At 66.8% G+C, this 15,144-nt stretch carries 16 protein-coding genes; 8 read left to right on the plus strand and 8 right to left on the minus strand.

From position 1 onward, the window contains the following. Positions 1–256 (plus strand): AAA family ATPase (locus tag L338_RS14255; RefSeq protein ID WP_022699073.1); only part of this gene is annotated, 256 nt, incomplete at its 5' end. On the opposite strand, the gene L338_RS14260 is transcribed toward L338_RS14255, so the two are convergent. Next, entirely contained in the window at positions 253–834 is a 582-nt protein-coding gene (locus L338_RS14260; protein WP_022699074.1) for a NifU family protein, read from the minus strand. The genes L338_RS14255 and L338_RS14260 overlap by 4 nt on opposite strands. A 75-nt stretch (positions 835–909) precedes the next feature. After that, the gene (locus L338_RS14265; protein ID WP_022699075.1) at positions 910–1,389 is read right to left on the minus strand and encodes a universal stress protein; all 480 of its coding nucleotides are present in this window, start codon (positions 1,387–1,389) and stop codon (positions 910–912) included. A 122-nt stretch (positions 1,390–1,511) separates the two neighbouring features. Here L338_RS14265 and L338_RS14270 point away from each other — a divergent pair, with 122 nt between their 5' ends. Further along, complete coding sequence (locus tag L338_RS14270) at positions 1,512–1,997, plus strand: hypothetical protein (RefSeq protein WP_022699076.1); 486 nt, start codon at positions 1,512–1,514, stop codon at positions 1,995–1,997. On the opposite strand, the gene L338_RS14275 is transcribed toward L338_RS14270, so the two are convergent. Further along, positions 1,964–2,572, minus strand: coding sequence for a redoxin domain-containing protein (locus L338_RS14275; protein ID WP_022699077.1), 609 nt, complete (start codon positions 2,570–2,572; stop codon positions 1,964–1,966). The genes L338_RS14270 and L338_RS14275 overlap by 34 nt on opposite strands. Positions 2,573–2,762: 190 nt before the next feature. Between L338_RS14275 and L338_RS14280 the strand changes: the two genes are divergently transcribed. Then, complete coding sequence (locus L338_RS14280; protein ID WP_033311512.1) at positions 2,763–3,971, plus strand: multidrug effflux MFS transporter; 1,209 nt, start codon at positions 2,763–2,765, stop codon at positions 3,969–3,971. 10 nt (positions 3,972–3,981) lie between these two features. Here the strand turns inward: L338_RS14280 and L338_RS14285 are convergent, their stop codons facing one another. The 3 genes from L338_RS14285 to L338_RS14295 form a co-directional block, all read right to left on the minus strand. Beyond that, positions 3,982–6,165, minus strand: a complete 2,184-nt coding sequence (locus tag L338_RS14285) for a protein-disulfide reductase DsbD family protein (protein WP_022699080.1) — start codon at positions 6,163–6,165, stop codon at positions 3,982–3,984. A gap of 124 nt (positions 6,166–6,289) precedes the next feature. Further along, entirely contained in the window at positions 6,290–7,105 is an 816-nt protein-coding gene (locus L338_RS14290) for a SapC family protein (protein ID WP_161624638.1), read from the minus strand. A 131-nt stretch (positions 7,106–7,236) separates the two neighbouring features. Next, a complete protein-coding gene (locus tag L338_RS14295) occupies positions 7,237–9,405 on the minus strand; it encodes a TonB-dependent receptor (protein ID WP_022699082.1) in 2,169 nt (722 codons plus the stop codon). Between the two features lie 114 nt (positions 9,406–9,519). Between L338_RS14295 and L338_RS14300 the strand changes: the two genes are divergently transcribed. The 3 genes from L338_RS14300 to L338_RS14310 all read left to right on the plus strand — a co-directional run bounded on the left by L338_RS14300 (position 9,520) and on the right by L338_RS14310 (position 11,519). Continuing rightward, positions 9,520–9,960 (plus strand): transcriptional repressor, encoded by a 441-nt coding sequence (locus tag L338_RS14300; RefSeq protein WP_027068575.1) that lies wholly within the window; start codon positions 9,520–9,522, stop codon positions 9,958–9,960. Between the two features lie 96 nt (positions 9,961–10,056). After that, entirely contained in the window at positions 10,057–10,500 is a 444-nt protein-coding gene (locus L338_RS14305) for an ANTAR domain-containing protein (RefSeq protein WP_022699084.1), read from the plus strand. Positions 10,501–10,589: 89 nt separating this feature from the next. Then, positions 10,590–11,519 carry a thioesterase family protein gene (locus tag L338_RS14310; protein ID WP_022699085.1) on the plus strand — a complete coding sequence of 310 codons (930 nt, stop codon included), beginning with the start codon at positions 10,590–10,592 and terminating at the stop codon, positions 11,517–11,519. Here L338_RS14310 and L338_RS14315 read toward each other — a convergent pair. Next, complete coding sequence (locus L338_RS14315) at positions 11,508–12,392, minus strand: alpha/beta fold hydrolase (RefSeq protein WP_022699086.1); 885 nt, start codon at positions 12,390–12,392, stop codon at positions 11,508–11,510. The two genes, L338_RS14310 and L338_RS14315, sit on opposite strands and share 12 nt — an antisense overlap. Before the next feature lie 90 nt (positions 12,393–12,482). Here L338_RS14315 and L338_RS14320 point away from each other — a divergent pair, with 90 nt between their 5' ends. Next, positions 12,483–12,899: a secondary thiamine-phosphate synthase enzyme YjbQ gene (locus tag L338_RS14320; protein WP_022699087.1), complete on the plus strand. Its 417-nt coding sequence runs from the start codon at positions 12,483–12,485 to the stop codon at positions 12,897–12,899. A 5-nt stretch (positions 12,900–12,904) separates the two neighbouring features. Here the strand turns inward: L338_RS14320 and L338_RS14325 are convergent, their stop codons facing one another. Next, positions 12,905–13,885: a tetratricopeptide repeat protein gene (locus tag L338_RS14325; RefSeq protein ID WP_022699088.1), complete on the minus strand. Its 981-nt coding sequence runs from the start codon at positions 13,883–13,885 to the stop codon at positions 12,905–12,907. A gap of 96 nt (positions 13,886–13,981) precedes the next feature. On the opposite strand from L338_RS14325, the gene L338_RS14330 reads away from it, so the two are divergent. Then, positions 13,982–15,139: a DNA cytosine methyltransferase gene (locus L338_RS14330; RefSeq protein ID WP_022699089.1), complete on the plus strand. Its 1,158-nt coding sequence runs from the start codon at positions 13,982–13,984 to the stop codon at positions 15,137–15,139. Positions 15,140–15,144: the final 5 nt, after the last annotated feature.

Consider the following 15,144-nt stretch of genomic DNA (forward strand, 5'->3'; position numbering starts at 1 on the left):
ACGGGGAGATGTCCTGACCAGGTTTGGTCAAACGCACCGATACTACCGCCGCGTTTTTCTCGCCCCGCCCTGGCCGGAGCTGTTCGCCAGCGATGCAGAGCGGCGTCACGGCTTCGAAGACGCGGTGGAGGAATATGAGAGGCTGGCCGTGGCCTATCCCCGGCTGGGCTATGAGATCGTGACCCTGCCCAGGACTTCGGTCGCCGGGCGCGTGGATTTCGTGTTGCGCGAACTCGCTTCCGGCGCAGACGCCTAGAGCGCCGCTTCGACCCCGGTGACCTGCGGCACGTAGTGTTTCAGCAGGTTCTCGATGCCGGCCTTCAGCGTCATCGTGGAGGACGGGCAGCCCGCGCACGCGCCGCGCATATGCAGGGTCACCACGCCCGATTGCGGGTCATAGCGCTGAAAGACAATATCGCCGCCATCCTGCGCCACGGCCGGGCGCACGCGGGTGTCGATCAGCTCCTGAATCGTGCTGACGATTTCCGCGTCCTCGCCCTCATACTCGCCCGCATCGCCGCCGGAATCGGCGGCGTTCGCGCCTTCCTCGGTCAGCACGGGCAGGCCGGCGGTGAAGTGATCCATGATCACGGCCAGAACGCCGGGCTTCAGATGCCGCCAGTCAATGGCGTCCGCCTTGCTGACCGATACGAAATCATCGCCCAGAAAGACGCGCTCCACGCCGTCCACCTCGAACAGGGCGGTCGCCAGCGGGGAAGCGCCGCGCGCGGCGTCCGCGGTCTCGAAATCATGCGCCGGACCGCCGGTGACGTCCCGTCCGGGCAGGAATTTCAGGGTCGCCGGATTGGGCGTGTCTTCGGTCTGGATAAACATGGCGGCGAGCCTCGCTTCAGGTCTTGGCGGCAATCAAGGGTTCGCCAGTGCAAATGGCCTATCCGCCACCGCGCTTCAAGCCAGCTGGTGAATCAGCTCCGGCGTCAGGTCGCCCGGCACCACCAGAACCGGGATATGGCGGTCCGCGAAGGCGAAGTTTGAGCGCGCCAGCGCGGAGATCAGCGGCCCCGGCCCCTTGCGCCCCGTCGAGGCGCCCAGAACCAGCACTTTCACTTCCGGGTCCTCATTGATCAGGCGGCGGATCTCGCCCCGCACCTCGCCCTCCCGCACCAGGCATTCGGCGGGCGGTTCGATCTCCGTGGCGACGATTTCGGTCAGTTCCTCCAGCAGCGCCTCGCGCCGTTTGCGCTCGTCGCGGCTGATCTCGTCATTCACGCCCAGCCAGTGATGGAAATTGGTCGGTTCGATCACCGCCAGCAGCACCACGCGCCCCTTGTCGGAATGCTTGGCGCGTCGCGCCGCGACATGCGCCGCCACGCGGCATTCCGGCGTGTCGTCGGCGATGACGAGATATTTTCTCAAGGATTGCGGCATAGCGTCCTCGCGCGGATCGTGACGGAGCGCGCGTTTCCGCGCAAGTACCGTTTGCGAGCGCAAACGGCGCCGCGCTTGCTTCGCCTGTAGAGAGAATTCAACTCGCGCTTCAAGGGTGTCCCATGTTCGCACGATATTTCGCCGCCGCCGCGCTTCTGGTCTTCGCCGCCGTCCCGGCCTGGGCCGGAAACGATCCGTTGAACGAGACCTATCAGTCCATGTCGAACGCCGGCGCGGCGCTGCGCGCGGACGCCGAAGCGGTGCAGACCGGCGACAGTTCCGCCGAGGCGCTGCTGACGCGGCTTTCCGATTTCGCCCAGACCGCCAGCGCGGCGGGCGCGGCCATCGACGCCAATGAAGGCCCGCACGATCTGGGCTGCATCTATCGCGGCATGGCCGCCGACGCCGCGCTGCAGGCCGACCGCCTGCGCGGCGGGGAAAAGGACGACGCCATCGAGACCGTGCGCCTGCTGGGCGACGACGCGGTGCTGGTGACCCCGGAAACGGAAGCGGAAACGCAAGACCCCACCGGCATGCCGATGGGGTCCTGTCCTGTCGAGAAGATGAGCGCCGATCAGCTGTCGGCGTATTTCACCGAACAGCCATAGGGCGTCGTCTGGGCCGGATCGACCGGCTCGCCCTTGCGTAGCGCGGCCAGCGCCGCTTCGACATGATTATCCGCCTCGTCCGCCGGGCCGCGCGGCGAGTCGTCGATGGCGCCGTCATATTGCAGCACGCCCGCCTCATCGATCACGAACATGTGCGGGGAGGTCTTGGCCTCATACATGCGGCCGATATCGCCCTCCGGGTCCAGAATGACCGCCGCCGGATAGGCTTGCGGGCGGTCTTCCATCTTTCCCGCCGTAATGGCGTTCGCCTGATCCGGCGTGACATGACCCTGCTTCCCGGGGGCCGAGGAGATGATGGTCAGCCAGGCGATGTCCTGCTGCGCGGCGTCCTGCTGCATGGCCTGCATGTCGCCCTTGTAGTGGCGCTGGACATAGGGACAGCCGTCATTGCTCCATTCCAGAATGACCTTCTGGCCGGCGAAGTCCGACAGGCTGACTTCGTTTCCGTAGGTGTCCGTGCCGGTGAAGGCGGGCGCGGCTTCGCCCACGACCGGCTCGGCCAGCGCCGGCGCGGCAAGCGTGAAGGCGGCGGCGGTAATCAGAAGCGTTTTCATTATCGACCCCGTTTTTTTCAAAACTCATGTCTTGGCTAGCATAACAAAATAGTGCGCCCGCGGTTTCCGCCAAGCGGAATCGGCGTTGCCTTAAAGCTTCGCCCGGCGGAATTAATGAACCAGACGGTTGAATTCGAAAGCCGGAAGCGCGATCAGGCTGCGACCTTCAAGGAATTTCCGGAAAGCCGCCATGTCATCATCCATGTTTCGCTCGGCCCTTATTCTGGGGCTGCTGTCCGCCGTCGGGCCGCTTTCCATCGATATGTACCTGCCCGCCCTGCCCGCGATCGAGGCGGGCCTGCGGACTGATATCGCCTCCACCCAGCTGACCCTGACGCTGTATTTCCTCGCCTTTGGCGTGGCGCAGCTGGTCTATGGGCCGCTGGCCGATCAGTATGGCCGAAAGTGGCCGCTCTATGCCGGACTGGCCATCTTCATCGCCGCCTCCATCGGCTGCGCCTTCGCGCCGACCATTGGCTGGCTGATCACTTTCCGCTTCCTGCAGGGGCTTGGCGGGGCGGTGGTGATGGTGGTGCCGCGCGCCATTATCCGCGACATGCACACCGGCAATCAGGCCACCCGCCTGATGGCGATGATCATGCTGGTGATCAGCGTGTCGCCCATGCTGGCGCCGTTGTTCGGCAGCGGCCTGATCCTGCTGGGCGGCTGGCGGGTGATTTTCGGCGCGCTGGCGCTGATGGCGGTGTTCAGCCTGCTGCTGACCGGCTTCGTCCTGCCCGAGACTCTGGCGGAGTCGCGCCGCACGCCGGTCAATCTGCGCTCCATGTGGCGGGGGACGAAGGTGCTGTTCCGCGACCCGGTCTTCATGGGCCTGACCTTCATCGCCGGGTTCGGCATGGCCAGCTTCTTCGTGTTCATCGCCAGCGCGACCTTTGTCTATACCGACCAGTTCGGGCTGTCGCCGACCGGCTTTTCCATCGCCTTCGCCATCAACGCCATCGGCTTCTTCTCCGCCTCCCAGGTGGCGGCGAATCTGGGCGAGCGGTTCGGAATCCAGCGGGTAATTTCATGGGCCGTGACCGGCTTCATGGCGTTCACGCTGACGCTTCTGGCGCTGACTCTGGGCGGGTTCGGGACGCTTCCGGTTATCGTCGGCTTCCTGTTCATGGCCAATGCGTGTCTGGGTCTTGTCATCCCCACGACCATGGTGATGGCGCTGGACGATCACGGCGATATCGCCGGACTGGCCTCCTCGCTGGGCGGCACGCTTCAGATGCTGGCGGGCGGAATCATGATCACCGCCGCAGCGCCCTTCTTCAACGGCACGGCCACGCCCATGGTCGCCGCCATCGCGCTGTGCGCCGTGGCGGCGTTCATTCTGACGCGCCTGTTGTTTGCGAAAATGCCCGCGCGGCGGGACGAGGCCAGCGAGATCTAGGCCGCCGCGGTCAGGAAGTCGCCGCCGCGCCGTTGCGGATCGTGTTGAGGATGCCGCGTTCGGTCAGGATCTGCGGCAGGATCTCCGGCGCGCCGCCGCCTGGCGGATAGTAGAGATAGAGTGGCACGCCCGCGCGGCCGAACCGCTCCAGCTCGGCGGCGATCTCCGCGTCCTTGTTGGTCCAGTCGGCGACCAGAAAGGCGACATCGTTCTGCGCGAAAGCCGCGGCGACATCACTGGTTTTCAGCGCCGTGCGCTCGTTCACCTGACAGGTGATGCACCAGGCGGCGGTAAAATCGACAAAGATGGGCCGCCCCTCCGCCTGTAGCTGCGCCACGCGTTCGCGCGACCACGGCTCGCTCGACAACGCGCCCGGCGCGCCGGATTTTTCCGCAACGCTTGCCGCGCCCGTGCTCAGCTGCGCGGCGGCCGGAACGGTCAGGAGGGCGGCGATCATCGCGCCCAGCGCGGCCGCACGCCCGGTCCAGCCGGAGAAGCGCCCGGCCCAGATGGCGAACCCGGCGGCCAGCAGCCCGATCAGCGCAAACGCCACGCCCGTCGGCCCGGCCTGAATGCTCAGCACCCAGACCAGCCACACCGTGGCCGCCAGCATCGGGAAGGCCATGAATTGCTTGAACCGGTCCATCCACGGCCCCGGTCTGGGCAGGCGGCGCAGCAGCGCCGGGAAAAAAGCCAGCAGCGTGAATGGCGCGGCCAGTCCAAGGCCCAGCGCCAGGAAGATCGCCAGCGCGCCAAGGGCCGGCAGGCTGAGCGCATAGCCCAGCGCCGCCGCCATGAAGGGCGCCGTGCAGGGCGTGGCCACGACCACCGCCAGCACGCCGGTAAAGAAAGCCGCCGCGCCGCCCGAACGCCCGGCGACCAGCCCGGAGCCCAGATTCTGCAAGCCGCCGCCAATTTCGAAAAAGCCCAGAAGATTCATGGAGATCAGGAAGAAGAGCAGCGCCAGCGCCATGATCACCGCCGGGTTCTGAAGCTGGAAGCCCCAGCCCACCGCCGCGCCGCCCGCCTTCAACGCCACCAGCAACAGGCCCAGCGCGGCGAACGTGACCAGCACGCCGCCCATGAACAAGAGGCCGTGCCGCCGCACCGTGCCCGGATCCTCATGCGCCTTCTGCGCAAAGCCCAGCGCCTTCAGCGACAGAACCGGGAAGACGCAGGGCATCAGGTTCAGGATCAGCCCGCCCACAAACGCGCCGATCAGCGCCAGTAGCAGGGCCTGACCGCCGCCGCCCGCGCCATCGCCGCCGCGCGCCGGGGCCGCGGCCAGCGACAGGTCCGCCGCCTCGCCCGGTTCGGCGGAAATTTCCACCGCGCGCCCGGCCCAGCCCTCCGCGCCGCGCATCTCATAGGTCAGCACGCCCGCCACCGGCGCCGCGCCGTCCTCCAGCTCGTATCCGGGCGTCAGGGCCAGGATGAGGGCGTCATCCATCGCGTGCGGCGTCTGGTCCGCCGCCGCCTCGACCATGCCCGGCTCATAGGGGAAGAAATAGAAATCGCGCAGATCGCCGGCGCCCAGGGCGTCCGACAGACCCGCATCCTGCAGGGAAAGCTGCGCGGTTTCGCCGTCCAGCGCGATCGTGGAATCGAACAGGGCCGGTTGCGGCATGGCGGCCATCGCGTCGGCGATGCGGTCGCCCCAGCGCGGATGCACGCGCGGCTCGCCCTCGCTGACGCGCAGCGACAGCTCCAGCTTTCCGCTCTCCGGAATGCAGATTTCCTCGCAGACCAGCCAGTAGGCGTCCGCCTTGATAGCGGCCGCCGCGCCGTCGAAATCCTCCGGCACGGTGACCGGGATGGGCAGCAGGACTTCGTTGGAAAAGCCGTAATTGGTCAGCGGCCCGACAGGCAGCGGCTCCGGCGCGGGCCAGACGATCTCGCCCGCTTCCCAGCCCTCGGGAAGCGTCAGGTCAATCTGCGTCGGCTCACCGGAATCGCCGGGATTGCGCCAGTAGGTGTGCCAGCCCTCGCGGATATCCTGATGGAGGGCGATATAGAATGTCTGTCCGGGGGAGACGACGATGGAGTCAGCGGCCAGCGTCGCCTTGACGTTGTCCGTTTCCACCGTGGCCGGGTCGGCATTGACCAGGCCGGTGTCCAGCGCGTCCTGCGCAAGGGCCGCGCCGCCTGTCAGCGGCGCGGCGATAAGACAAAGCGCTGTCAGTAATGCCCGCATAGGTCCGGTCCTGTTGTCGTCCAACCTGCCTCTAACGCCCCCTTATAGGGAGCGCCCGGGGGCGGTGTCAGCCGCCCTCGCGCAGACTTGACGCGCTTGTGACCTCACGCGGACCGGGCCGGCGTTACGCCTGGACGTCGCCGCCCGTGGCCTGCGGCGTTCCGCCGGCGCCGTTCTGCGGCATTTCGGCGGAGGGCGCGCCCTGCTGCTGATTGCGGATCAGCGTCAGGTCGATCAGGCGATCCCAGTTCATCAGGGAAATCAGGTGCGCATAGATCGCGCCCAGATAGCCCTTCTCGGCCAGTTCCTTCAGAACGTCCGGCGCCAGCGCCATCAGTTTCTGCTCGGAAATCGCCAGATGCTCGGTGATCTTTTCCTGCTGGCCCGGACGGCCGCGCGCAGCCGGATTATAGACCACTTCGCGCGTTTCGAAGAGGTCCAGCTCTTCAAGGCGCTTCACGGTCTGTTCGGTGGCCAGGCGCTGCGTCTCGTACTGCTTCAGGAACTCGACGGCGTTCTGCACATATTCCGTCGGCTCATTGTCCTTGAAGAAGGGCATGTCCGGCTTGTCGGTAATGGCGGAGAATTTGCGGTCGATGCACACGATCATGCGCTCGGCTTCCGGCGGCTTGGCCAGAACGAAGGGATAGCGGCGGATATAGCCGGGGACATAGGCGTCCGGCTTGAAATTGTTCTTTTCGTCGATGAACAGATTATCGCCCGGACGCAGGCCCATCACGGCCAGGGGCTGTTTCTGTTCGCCGGCGAAGATGATCGGGAAGGTCGTCGCGGCGACGCCGAATTCATTGGCGTTGACCGGCACGAAGTGCAGGTCCTTCACGAAATCGAACCCGTTATTCTGTTGCGTGATCCCCAGATTCCCGTGCGCCTGGAAATTCAGCGGCTCGGGCTTTTCATACATCAGGACCTTGCCGCTCACCTGACCTTCTTGCATCCCGCCTTCGGCCATCGCCGTTCCCCCTTGTCGTATCCTTGTCCGGAAAGCGGGCTAGATAACGTCTCCCCGCCGTCGGGACAATCCGCCAAGGCGCCTAAGCGCCAGCGCCAGCCTTAAAATCCGGCGCTGACTGCGATGCGGAACGAGCGCCCGGGCAGCGGGATGAGGTCCTTGACGTAGGAGGAATGGACCCGGCCCTCGGCGTCGAAGACGTTCTTGGCCTGCAGCAGCAGGGTGACGTCCCGCTCCTCGACCGGACGCCATTCCGCGCTCAGATTGACGCGCTGATAAGCTTCGGTCGGCAGTTCGAAGTCGAACGTCTCATCCTGTTCGGAGACCAGCTCGGCCTCGGCGCGCGTGGTCAGACGCGGCCCCAGGAATTCGGCCTCGACGCCGATCGTGCCGCTGAGCGGGGGAATCCGCGGCAGGGCGCGACCGTCGGACAGCTCGCCGCTGACATATTCGATCACGGCGTCGCCGCGCAGCTCGTAGGCCGCGCCGCGCGCGACGACAACGTCCGCGCCGATTTCGAAACCGTGCAGGTCGGCGTCGCTCTGGGTCTGGACGAAGACCGGAAGGCCGTCTTCCTCCATGTCCGTGGGGGCCAGGAAGATGAAGTCGTTATAGTTGGCGTACCAGGCGGAGGCCTCGATGCCGTAGCGGTCGCGGTCCAGGCGGGCCACGGCCTCGAACGTCCAGGCTTCCTCGATGTCGAGGTCCGGATTGCCGACCTCGAACTGGCTTGTGGCCAGGTGCGGGCCGTTGGCGAACAGCTCCGCATCACCCGGCGCGCGCTGGCTGAACGCCACATTGCCGCTCAGGAACGCGCCGTCCGCCGGGCGCAGGAACAGGCCGCCCGACGCGGAAACCGTATCGAAGTCGCGGTTGCCGGCCACCGAATCCACTTCCCGCGTCTCGACGCGGGCGCCGAATTCGCCGCCCCAGCCGCCGGCGTCATAGCGCTGCGAGGTGAACAGGCCGATATCGGTGGTCTCGGTCTCCGGAATGTAGCCTTCCTCGCCAACCGAGCGGAAATCCTTCTGGAAAGCCTGCATGCCGATGGCCCCGGACCAGCGTTCCGTCTGGGCCTGCGTCACTTCCAGCCGGGTTTCCCAGCCTTCATTGAAGAAGGTCGTGCCCGGCTCGCCATTCGGCTCGAACTCCGTGTGTTCGTAATCGGCCGTCGCGGCGGAGAAACGGAACAGGTCGAACCACGGCAGGTGCAGGTCGTATTCGCCGCGCAGGTCAACGCGGGTCTGCTCCATCTCGATAAAGGCGCCGCCTTCTTCTTCGTGGGCGTGCTCCTCGTCCTCATGATCGTGGTCGTCGTGATCGTCCTCGTGATCTTCGTCGTCGTGGTCCTCGTCTTCATGCTCGTGGGCATGATCGTGGCCCGGGATGCCGTAGCTGGACTCGAAGCCCTTTACGGCGACGCCGATAAAGCCGCGCTCGCCAATCAGCGACACGCCGGCCGAGGCGGAATCAAACTCGAACCACGTGTTTTCGGCCACGCCGCGGACGTGTTCGTGCTCTTCGTCCTCATGGTCATGATCGTCGTCATGATCATCCTCATGATCCTCGTCGTCATGGTCGTCGTCGTGATCCTCGTCCTCGTGGTCATGCTCTTCTTCTTCCATGGCGCGGAGGATGGAGGACTCGGCGAAACCCGGGATGTCGTAGTCTTCGCCTTCGCGGTGCAGGCCCTGCACGGTGAAGACCAGCGGTCCAGCGGACGCGGTCATGGAGCCGGCGGTCTGCCAGCCCTCGTTCACGGTCTCGTAGCCGCTGTAGAACTGGCCCGACAGACCGTCTTCCGGCGCTTCGGACGGGACCGTGCCGTCGATGATGTTCACCACGCCGGAGATCGCGTTTCCGCCATAGGCCAGCGCGCTGGCGCCGCGCAGCACTTCGATGGATTCGGCTTCCAGGCCTTCCGTGGTCACCGCGTGGTCAGGGCTGGCGCTGGCCGCGTCGATGGAGCCGACGCCATTGGTCAGCACGCGCACGCGCTCGCCGCCCAGTCCGCGGATGATCGGTCTGCCGGCCGCCGCGCCGAAGAAGGTCGAGGAAACGCCCGGCAGCTTGGCCAGCGTGTCGCCCAGGCTGCCCTCGTAGTTCTCGACGATCTCTGTCTTGTCCAGGACATCGACGTTCTGGAACGCCTCGAACTCGCTGGTCTGCAGCGGGCTGGACGTGATGACGATCTCGTCCGTCTCATGTTGCGCATGGGCGGCGCCGGCGGCGGCGAAGAGGGCGGTGCTGGCGAGAAGAAGACGTTTCATGGCGGATCGAACCCCTGGATAAATGCGGCAAACTTGAAGGATGTAATAACATAACAATTCTACAGGTCCAGAGGCTCGCACTGACATGACAAAATGATTATGTTCCCGATCGTAATGAGTGACTCGCACGCATACGCCGAAACCATCGCCCACGCGGAGCGCGTCTGCGCCGACCGGGGCGAACGGCTGACCCCGCTGCGCCGGCATGTGCTGGAGCTGGTGGCCCGCTCCGACGGGCCGGTGAAGGCGTATGACCTGCTGGACCAGCTGAAAACCGGCCCCGGCGCGGCCAAGCCGCCCACCGTCTACCGGGCGCTGGACTTCCTGATGCGGCTGGGCCTAATCCACCGGGTCGAGGCGCTGAAGTCCTTTATCGCCTGCGCGCACGGGCATGGGCATGAGGAAAGCGCGGAGCTTTATATCTGCGAATCCTGCGGCCGCGTGGACGAGCAGGATCACCCGGACGCCGACCCCAGCCCGCCTTCGGGCTTTGCCGTTTCCAGATCGGTGATCGAGCATTACGGGCAGTGCGGCGACTGCGTTAACGACCGCTGAACGCGCGTTTAAGCGTTCCTACACCCGTTCCTGATAGCCTCCATTTTAATCAAAAGCCCCGCGCTTTGAATGCGGGCGTGATGGTGGAGGTTCGCTATGCCGACGATCAGTTTCCCCCAGATGCGGGCGCTGGCGCTTGATCCGGTCCAGGAAAGGATCGATTTCTTCCTGTCCGCGGTTCACGAACTGGGCTTTGGCGCAGTCATGCAGGCCCGCAATACAGAGGAAGCCCGCGATCAGGTCTTCTTCAATCCCGCCCAGTTCATCGTCATGGGCGCCGAGCTGAAACCCTGGCCGGCCGAGCGTTTCGTCGCCGCCGTGCTGGAGGAGGCCCGCACCCCGCCCGCCATCATCGTGGTCGGCAACGGCCAGATCGAGAACCGCCGCGCCCTGATCGAGGCCGGGGCCAGCGTCGTGCTGAGCGCGCCGCTGTCGCGCCAGAAACTGCTCAACGCCTTCATCGCCGCGGCCAGCAAGATTCACATGAATTGCGCGCCGCAGGCCGCCCATCGCCGCGCCCTGCGCCAGGGCCTGATTTGATCCGCTGACCGCCTCTCCGTAAGACTGAATCGTTAGCAGCGCCGAATCGTTTGCGGCGGCGCTTTTCGCGGCGAGAGGCATCGACAGTCATGCGGGAAGTCTGGCGCGGTTACGCCGCGGCGTGGGAATGCGACGAGCTGGGCCATCTGAACGTCGCCCATTACCTCGCCAAGGCCATGGAGGGCGTGGCGGGCTTCGCCATTGATCTCGGCCTGACCGACGCCTTTACCGAAAAGGCCTTCTCCACGGTCCGGCCCCGCGAAATCCATATCCGGTTTCTGAAGGAATGCCGCCCGGGCACGCCGCTCTCCGCCTTTGCCGGCGTCTATGAGATCGGGGCGGACGGCGCCGGCGTCTATATGGAGCTGCGTCACTCGGCCACCGGCGAGGTTTCCGCCGCCTTCCGCTTCACGCTGAACCATATCTCCGTCCGGACGGGCGAGCGCTTCAGCTGGCGCGCCGACACGCTGGACCAGCTGGACACGGCGAAAATCGACCCGCCCGCGGCCACCGCCCCGCGCGGCGTCGATCTGGCCGTCCCCGCGCAAACCGATGTCAGCACCGCCCGCGCCGACGCGCTGGGTATGGACATGATCGGCCGCGGCGTGATCGAGCCGCACGAATGCACGGTTTTCGGCTGGTACCGCCCGGCCACGGTGATCTCCCGCATCTCCAGCTCCGTGACCAATTTCTCGCGCGGTTTTCCGGAAGAGTCCGCGCAGGCGGCGGGCGAAGCGGACGGGCCGCGCCTAGGATCGGCCCTGATGGAGGCCCGCATGGTGTTCCGCGGCTGGCCGCGCGCAGGGTCGGCCTATGTCATCCGCACCGGCGTGGTGGAGGCGGGCGATCGCGTGCGCCGCCTGGTCCATTGGGTGCTGGACCCGGTTACGGGCCGCCCCTGGGCCTCGATGGAAGGCGTGGCGATGCTGATGGATCTGGACGCGCGCAAGGCGGTGGTCCCGGCGCCGGACATGCAGCAAAAACTGCGCGAATCGGTGATCGCGGACCTACGCGTCTAGCGCCGCCTCCAGCGCCGCGCGCGGCAGCTCCGGCGCCGATAGCGGGAACATGTGATTGCGGCCCTCCAGCCGTGTGACCTCGGCTTCCGGCCGGAAACGGCGAATGCGCCATTCCACGGTCGGCGGCGTCGGGCTGTCCTGTTCCGCCAGCAACACCCAGAGCGGCGCCTCGATGCGACGCACCGCGCCCAGCACGTCATGCTTGTGCGCCAGATAGGTGCGGGCCTCCCAGTCACGCGGACAGGCCAGCGTCACCCCGCCCTCCGTCTCGACGAACCCGTCCTCGACATAGTCTTCCAGCGCCTGTTCCGGCCATCCGGCGAAGGTGGATTTCAGCCGATAGGCCTCCACCGCCGCCGCCTTTGATTCAAAGAAGGTCCGACGCCGGCTGGTGGCGCGATAGGGCGCGATGAAGCGGGCGAACATCCGCCGCAGAGTTGTATTCTGCGACAGCGCGGCGATGGCCGGGGGCAGCACGGGCGGGTCCAGCGCCACCACCGATTTCACCAGGTCGGGGCGCTCCCCCGCCAGCAACAGCGTCGCCGTCGCGCCCAGCGAATGCCCGGCCAGCGCCACCGGCGCCTCCGCGGAAGCCTCCAGCGCCGCGATCACGTCATTCTTGTAGATGTGGAAATTGCGCAGCCGCTCATAGTCCAGCGGCAGGTTCGTCTTTCCGTGGCCGCGCAGGTCCAGCGCCCGGATGCGCGCGCGGTCCGCCAGCGGCCCCAGCATGTGGCGGTAGGTCCGCGCGTTGAAGCCCGCCGCGTGCAGGAAGACCAGCTCCACCGGCCAGTCGGCGGGGCCGGCCTCATAGCCGTGCAGGGTCCCGCCGGGGACGGTGATCTCGATTTCCTTGAACTCGGGCTCGCTCATAGGCGCGTCGGCGGCTTGATTTCAGCGCGCCGGACGGCGCAAGGAAGGGCGTGTAAAGTGACATAGCAAACCGCACGGGATGGGAAAGCCATGCGTCAGCACCGCGACGAAATCAGCCTGCGCACAGAGGGCCGCCGCCTGACCGAAATCACGCGCCGGATCGCCGGGTTTACGGAGGATTCGGGCATCGCCAACGGCCTTCTGACCGCGTTCTGCCGCCACACCACGGCCAGCCTGCTGATTCAGGAAAACGCCGACCCGGACGTGCAGCTGGACCTGATGGACGCTTTCGCCCGGCTGGCGCCCGAAGACGCGGACTGGCGGCACGGGGCGGAGGGCGCAGACGACATGCCCGGCCATGTGAAAGCGGCGCTGGCCCCGGCCTCGCTCTCCATCCCCATCATTGACGGCGCGCTGGCGCTCGGGACGTGGCAGGGCGTGTATCTGGCCGAATGGCGCGCGGCGGGGCGGCAACGCCGCGTCCTGCTGCACGCGATCGGGGAATGAGCGGCCTAGAGCCGGGCCATCATCTGGCGGATCAGGGCGGCCAGCCCGTCGCCCGGCGACATGCCCAGCGCCTGCTCGTAACGCTGGCGCGCCTCGCCGGCATTGCCCGCGTCCTGCGCAATCGCGCCCAGACCGGCCACGGCCTCCGCGGAATAAGGGTCGAAGGTCAGGATGCGGTTGTACAGCTCCCGCGCCTCCGCCGTTTCCCCGGCGCGGGCGCGGCAGGCGGCCAGACGCATCACGGCCTGCATGTTCCAGGAATCGGCCGCCGATTCCTGCTCCGCCCGCTGGCATGCGGCGGGGTCCAGACGCGCCGCGAAGAAGCTGATCGCCTCGCCGGACGGCGTGTCGCCGCCGCGCGACCCGGCCTGCTCCGGCGCTTGCGGGGCCGCCTCGGTGGCGGCCGTTTGCGTTTCGCCGCCGGCCGGAGACTCGTCCGTTTCAGCTTCCGCTGCGGCGTCTTCTTCGGCCTCCCCCGCTTCACGGGCGGCCATCGCGGAGTTTCGGTCTTCCGGGTTGGGGATCGGGTCCATGGTCAGGCGGACCGGACCGGACCGTTCCGCTTCTTCCCCGTCCGGTGTTCCGCTATCCGCTGTCCCGGCGGCTTCAGCAACGGCTTCGCCGCCCGACAGCGTCACGGTCAGCAGCACCGCGTTTTCATATAATTGGGCATTGGCGTCGCCCGCCGCGCCGTCGAAACGGATTTCAAAGTCCGGCCCCGGCGAAATCGTGATTCCGGTCACAGGCGAGCCCGCGGGCGGGGCGATCTCGCCCCGCGCCGCCGATGCGCCGCGCGTGGTCAGCCGAACCGCGCCCCCGGCCCGGCTGGCGGTCGCCAGCGTGGGCTGGCCGTCAAAGGAAATCAGCACGCGCGCCGTATCCCCGTCCCGCGCGGCGGTCACTTCCGTGATGTCCGCGGCGGCGATGGCGGGGGCAAAGGCAACGAGGCAGGCAAGAAGGGCGGCGCGTTTCATGGTCACAGTCATGGGGTGATTCGGCGGGGAAAATCTTGTCGGTCGCGCTTTTCCTATCCACCGCCCGTTAAGATTCGTTAACCATGGCGCTGTGAGACTGCGCCGGTTATGAGCGGCGATTCGCATCTGACCTTCCATGAATTCTTTGCCGGCGGCGGCATGGCGCGGCTGGGCCTGGGCCCGGCCTGGCGCTGCGTCACGGCCAATGATTTCGACGCCAAGAAATGCGCCGCCTATCGCGCCAATTTCGGCGGCGATCACCTGATCGAGGGCGACGTGGCGCAGCTGACCGCCGGCGATCTGCCGGGGGAGGCCGATCTGGCCTGGGCCAGCTTCCCCTGTCAGGACCTGTCTCTGGCGGGCCTGCGCGGCGGTCTGAAGAGCGAACGCTCCGGAGCGTTCTTTGCGTTCTGGAACCTGATGCAGGATTTACGGAAACAGGAGCGCGGCCCCCGCCTGATCGTTCTGGAGAATGTCTCCGGCCTGTTGAACTCCCGGAAGGGAGAGGATTTCGCCGCGCTGTGCGCCGCGCTGGCCGAGGGCGGCTATCGCGTGGGCGCGCTGGAGATCGACGCCATTCGCTTCCTGCCGCAATCGCGCCCGCGCCTGTTCGTGGTGGCGCAGCGCGCCGATTTGCCGCTGGACCCGGCCCTGATCGACCCCAATGCGCGCCTGACCATTCCCACCGTCTTCCAGACCCCGGCGGTGCAGCGCGCCGCCCGCGCCCTGCCCGAACCGGCAAAATCGGCCTGGGTGAACTGGCGCCTGCCCGAACCGCCGGACCGCGAGACGCAGCTGGCCGATATCGTGGAGCGCGGGGCCAATGACTGGTTCAATCGCGCCGATACCGACCGTATTCTGGAAATGATGAGCGCGGCCCATATCGCCCGCGTCTGGGAGCGGCAGGAGGCGGGCGGCGTCCATGTCGGCGCGCTCTACCGCCGCACCCGCAATTTCAACGGCAAGCGCGTGCAGCGCGCGGAGGTCCGTTTCGACGGCGTGGCCGGATGCCTTCGCACGCCCGGCGGCGGGTCTTCGCGCCAGTTCATCATGGTCATCAAGGACGGCAAGGTCGGCGTGCGCCGCATGAGCGCCCGCGAATCCGCCCGCCTGATGGGCCTGCCCGAGGATTATGTCCTTCCGGGTTCGGACACCGCCGCCCTGCACGTCACCGGGGACGGCGTCGCCGTGCCGGTCGTCGCCTGGCTGGCCGAACACCTGCTGACGCCGCTTCTCACCGGCTCTGAAATTCGCGTCGCCGCCTGATCAAA

The organism is Euryhalocaulis caribicus (genome assembly GCF_000412185.1).
Lineage (GTDB): Bacteria > Pseudomonadota > Alphaproteobacteria > Caulobacterales > Maricaulaceae > Euryhalocaulis > Euryhalocaulis caribicus.

Excerpts from the sequence above, each read along its gene's own strand:
- L338_RS14305 (WP_022699084.1), top strand. The coding sequence starts at position 10,057 with ATGCCGACGATCAGTTTCCCCCAGATGCGGGCGCTGGCGCTTGATCCG.
- L338_RS14315 (WP_022699086.1), bottom strand. The coding sequence starts at position 12,392 with ATGAGCGAGCCCGAGTTCAAGGAAATCGAGATCACCGTCCCCGGCGGG.
- L338_RS14300 (WP_027068575.1), top strand. The coding sequence starts at position 9,520 with ATGAGTGACTCGCACGCATACGCCGAAACCATCGCCCACGCGGAGCGC.
- L338_RS14285 (WP_022699080.1), bottom strand. The coding sequence starts at position 6,165 with ATGCGGGCATTACTGACAGCGCTTTGTCTTATCGCCGCGCCGCTGACA.
- L338_RS14320 (WP_022699087.1), top strand. The coding sequence starts at position 12,483 with ATGCGTCAGCACCGCGACGAAATCAGCCTGCGCACAGAGGGCCGCCGC.
- L338_RS14295 (WP_022699082.1), bottom strand. The coding sequence starts at position 9,405 with ATGAAACGTCTTCTTCTCGCCAGCACCGCCCTCTTCGCCGCCGCCGGC.
- L338_RS14260 (WP_022699074.1), bottom strand. The coding sequence starts at position 834 with ATGTTTATCCAGACCGAAGACACGCCCAATCCGGCGACCCTGAAATTC.
- L338_RS14275 (WP_022699077.1), bottom strand. The coding sequence starts at position 2,572 with ATGAAAACGCTTCTGATTACCGCCGCCGCCTTCACGCTTGCCGCGCCG.
- L338_RS14270 (WP_022699076.1), top strand. The coding sequence starts at position 1,512 with ATGTTCGCACGATATTTCGCCGCCGCCGCGCTTCTGGTCTTCGCCGCC.
- L338_RS14265 (WP_022699075.1), bottom strand. The coding sequence starts at position 1,389 with ATGCCGCAATCCTTGAGAAAATATCTCGTCATCGCCGACGACACGCCG.
- L338_RS14330 (WP_022699089.1), top strand. The coding sequence starts at position 13,982 with ATGAGCGGCGATTCGCATCTGACCTTCCATGAATTCTTTGCCGGCGGC.
- L338_RS14280 (WP_033311512.1), top strand. The coding sequence starts at position 2,763 with ATGTCATCATCCATGTTTCGCTCGGCCCTTATTCTGGGGCTGCTGTCC.
- L338_RS14310 (WP_022699085.1), top strand. The coding sequence starts at position 10,590 with ATGCGGGAAGTCTGGCGCGGTTACGCCGCGGCGTGGGAATGCGACGAG.
- L338_RS14325 (WP_022699088.1), bottom strand. The coding sequence starts at position 13,885 with ATGACTGTGACCATGAAACGCGCCGCCCTTCTTGCCTGCCTCGTTGCC.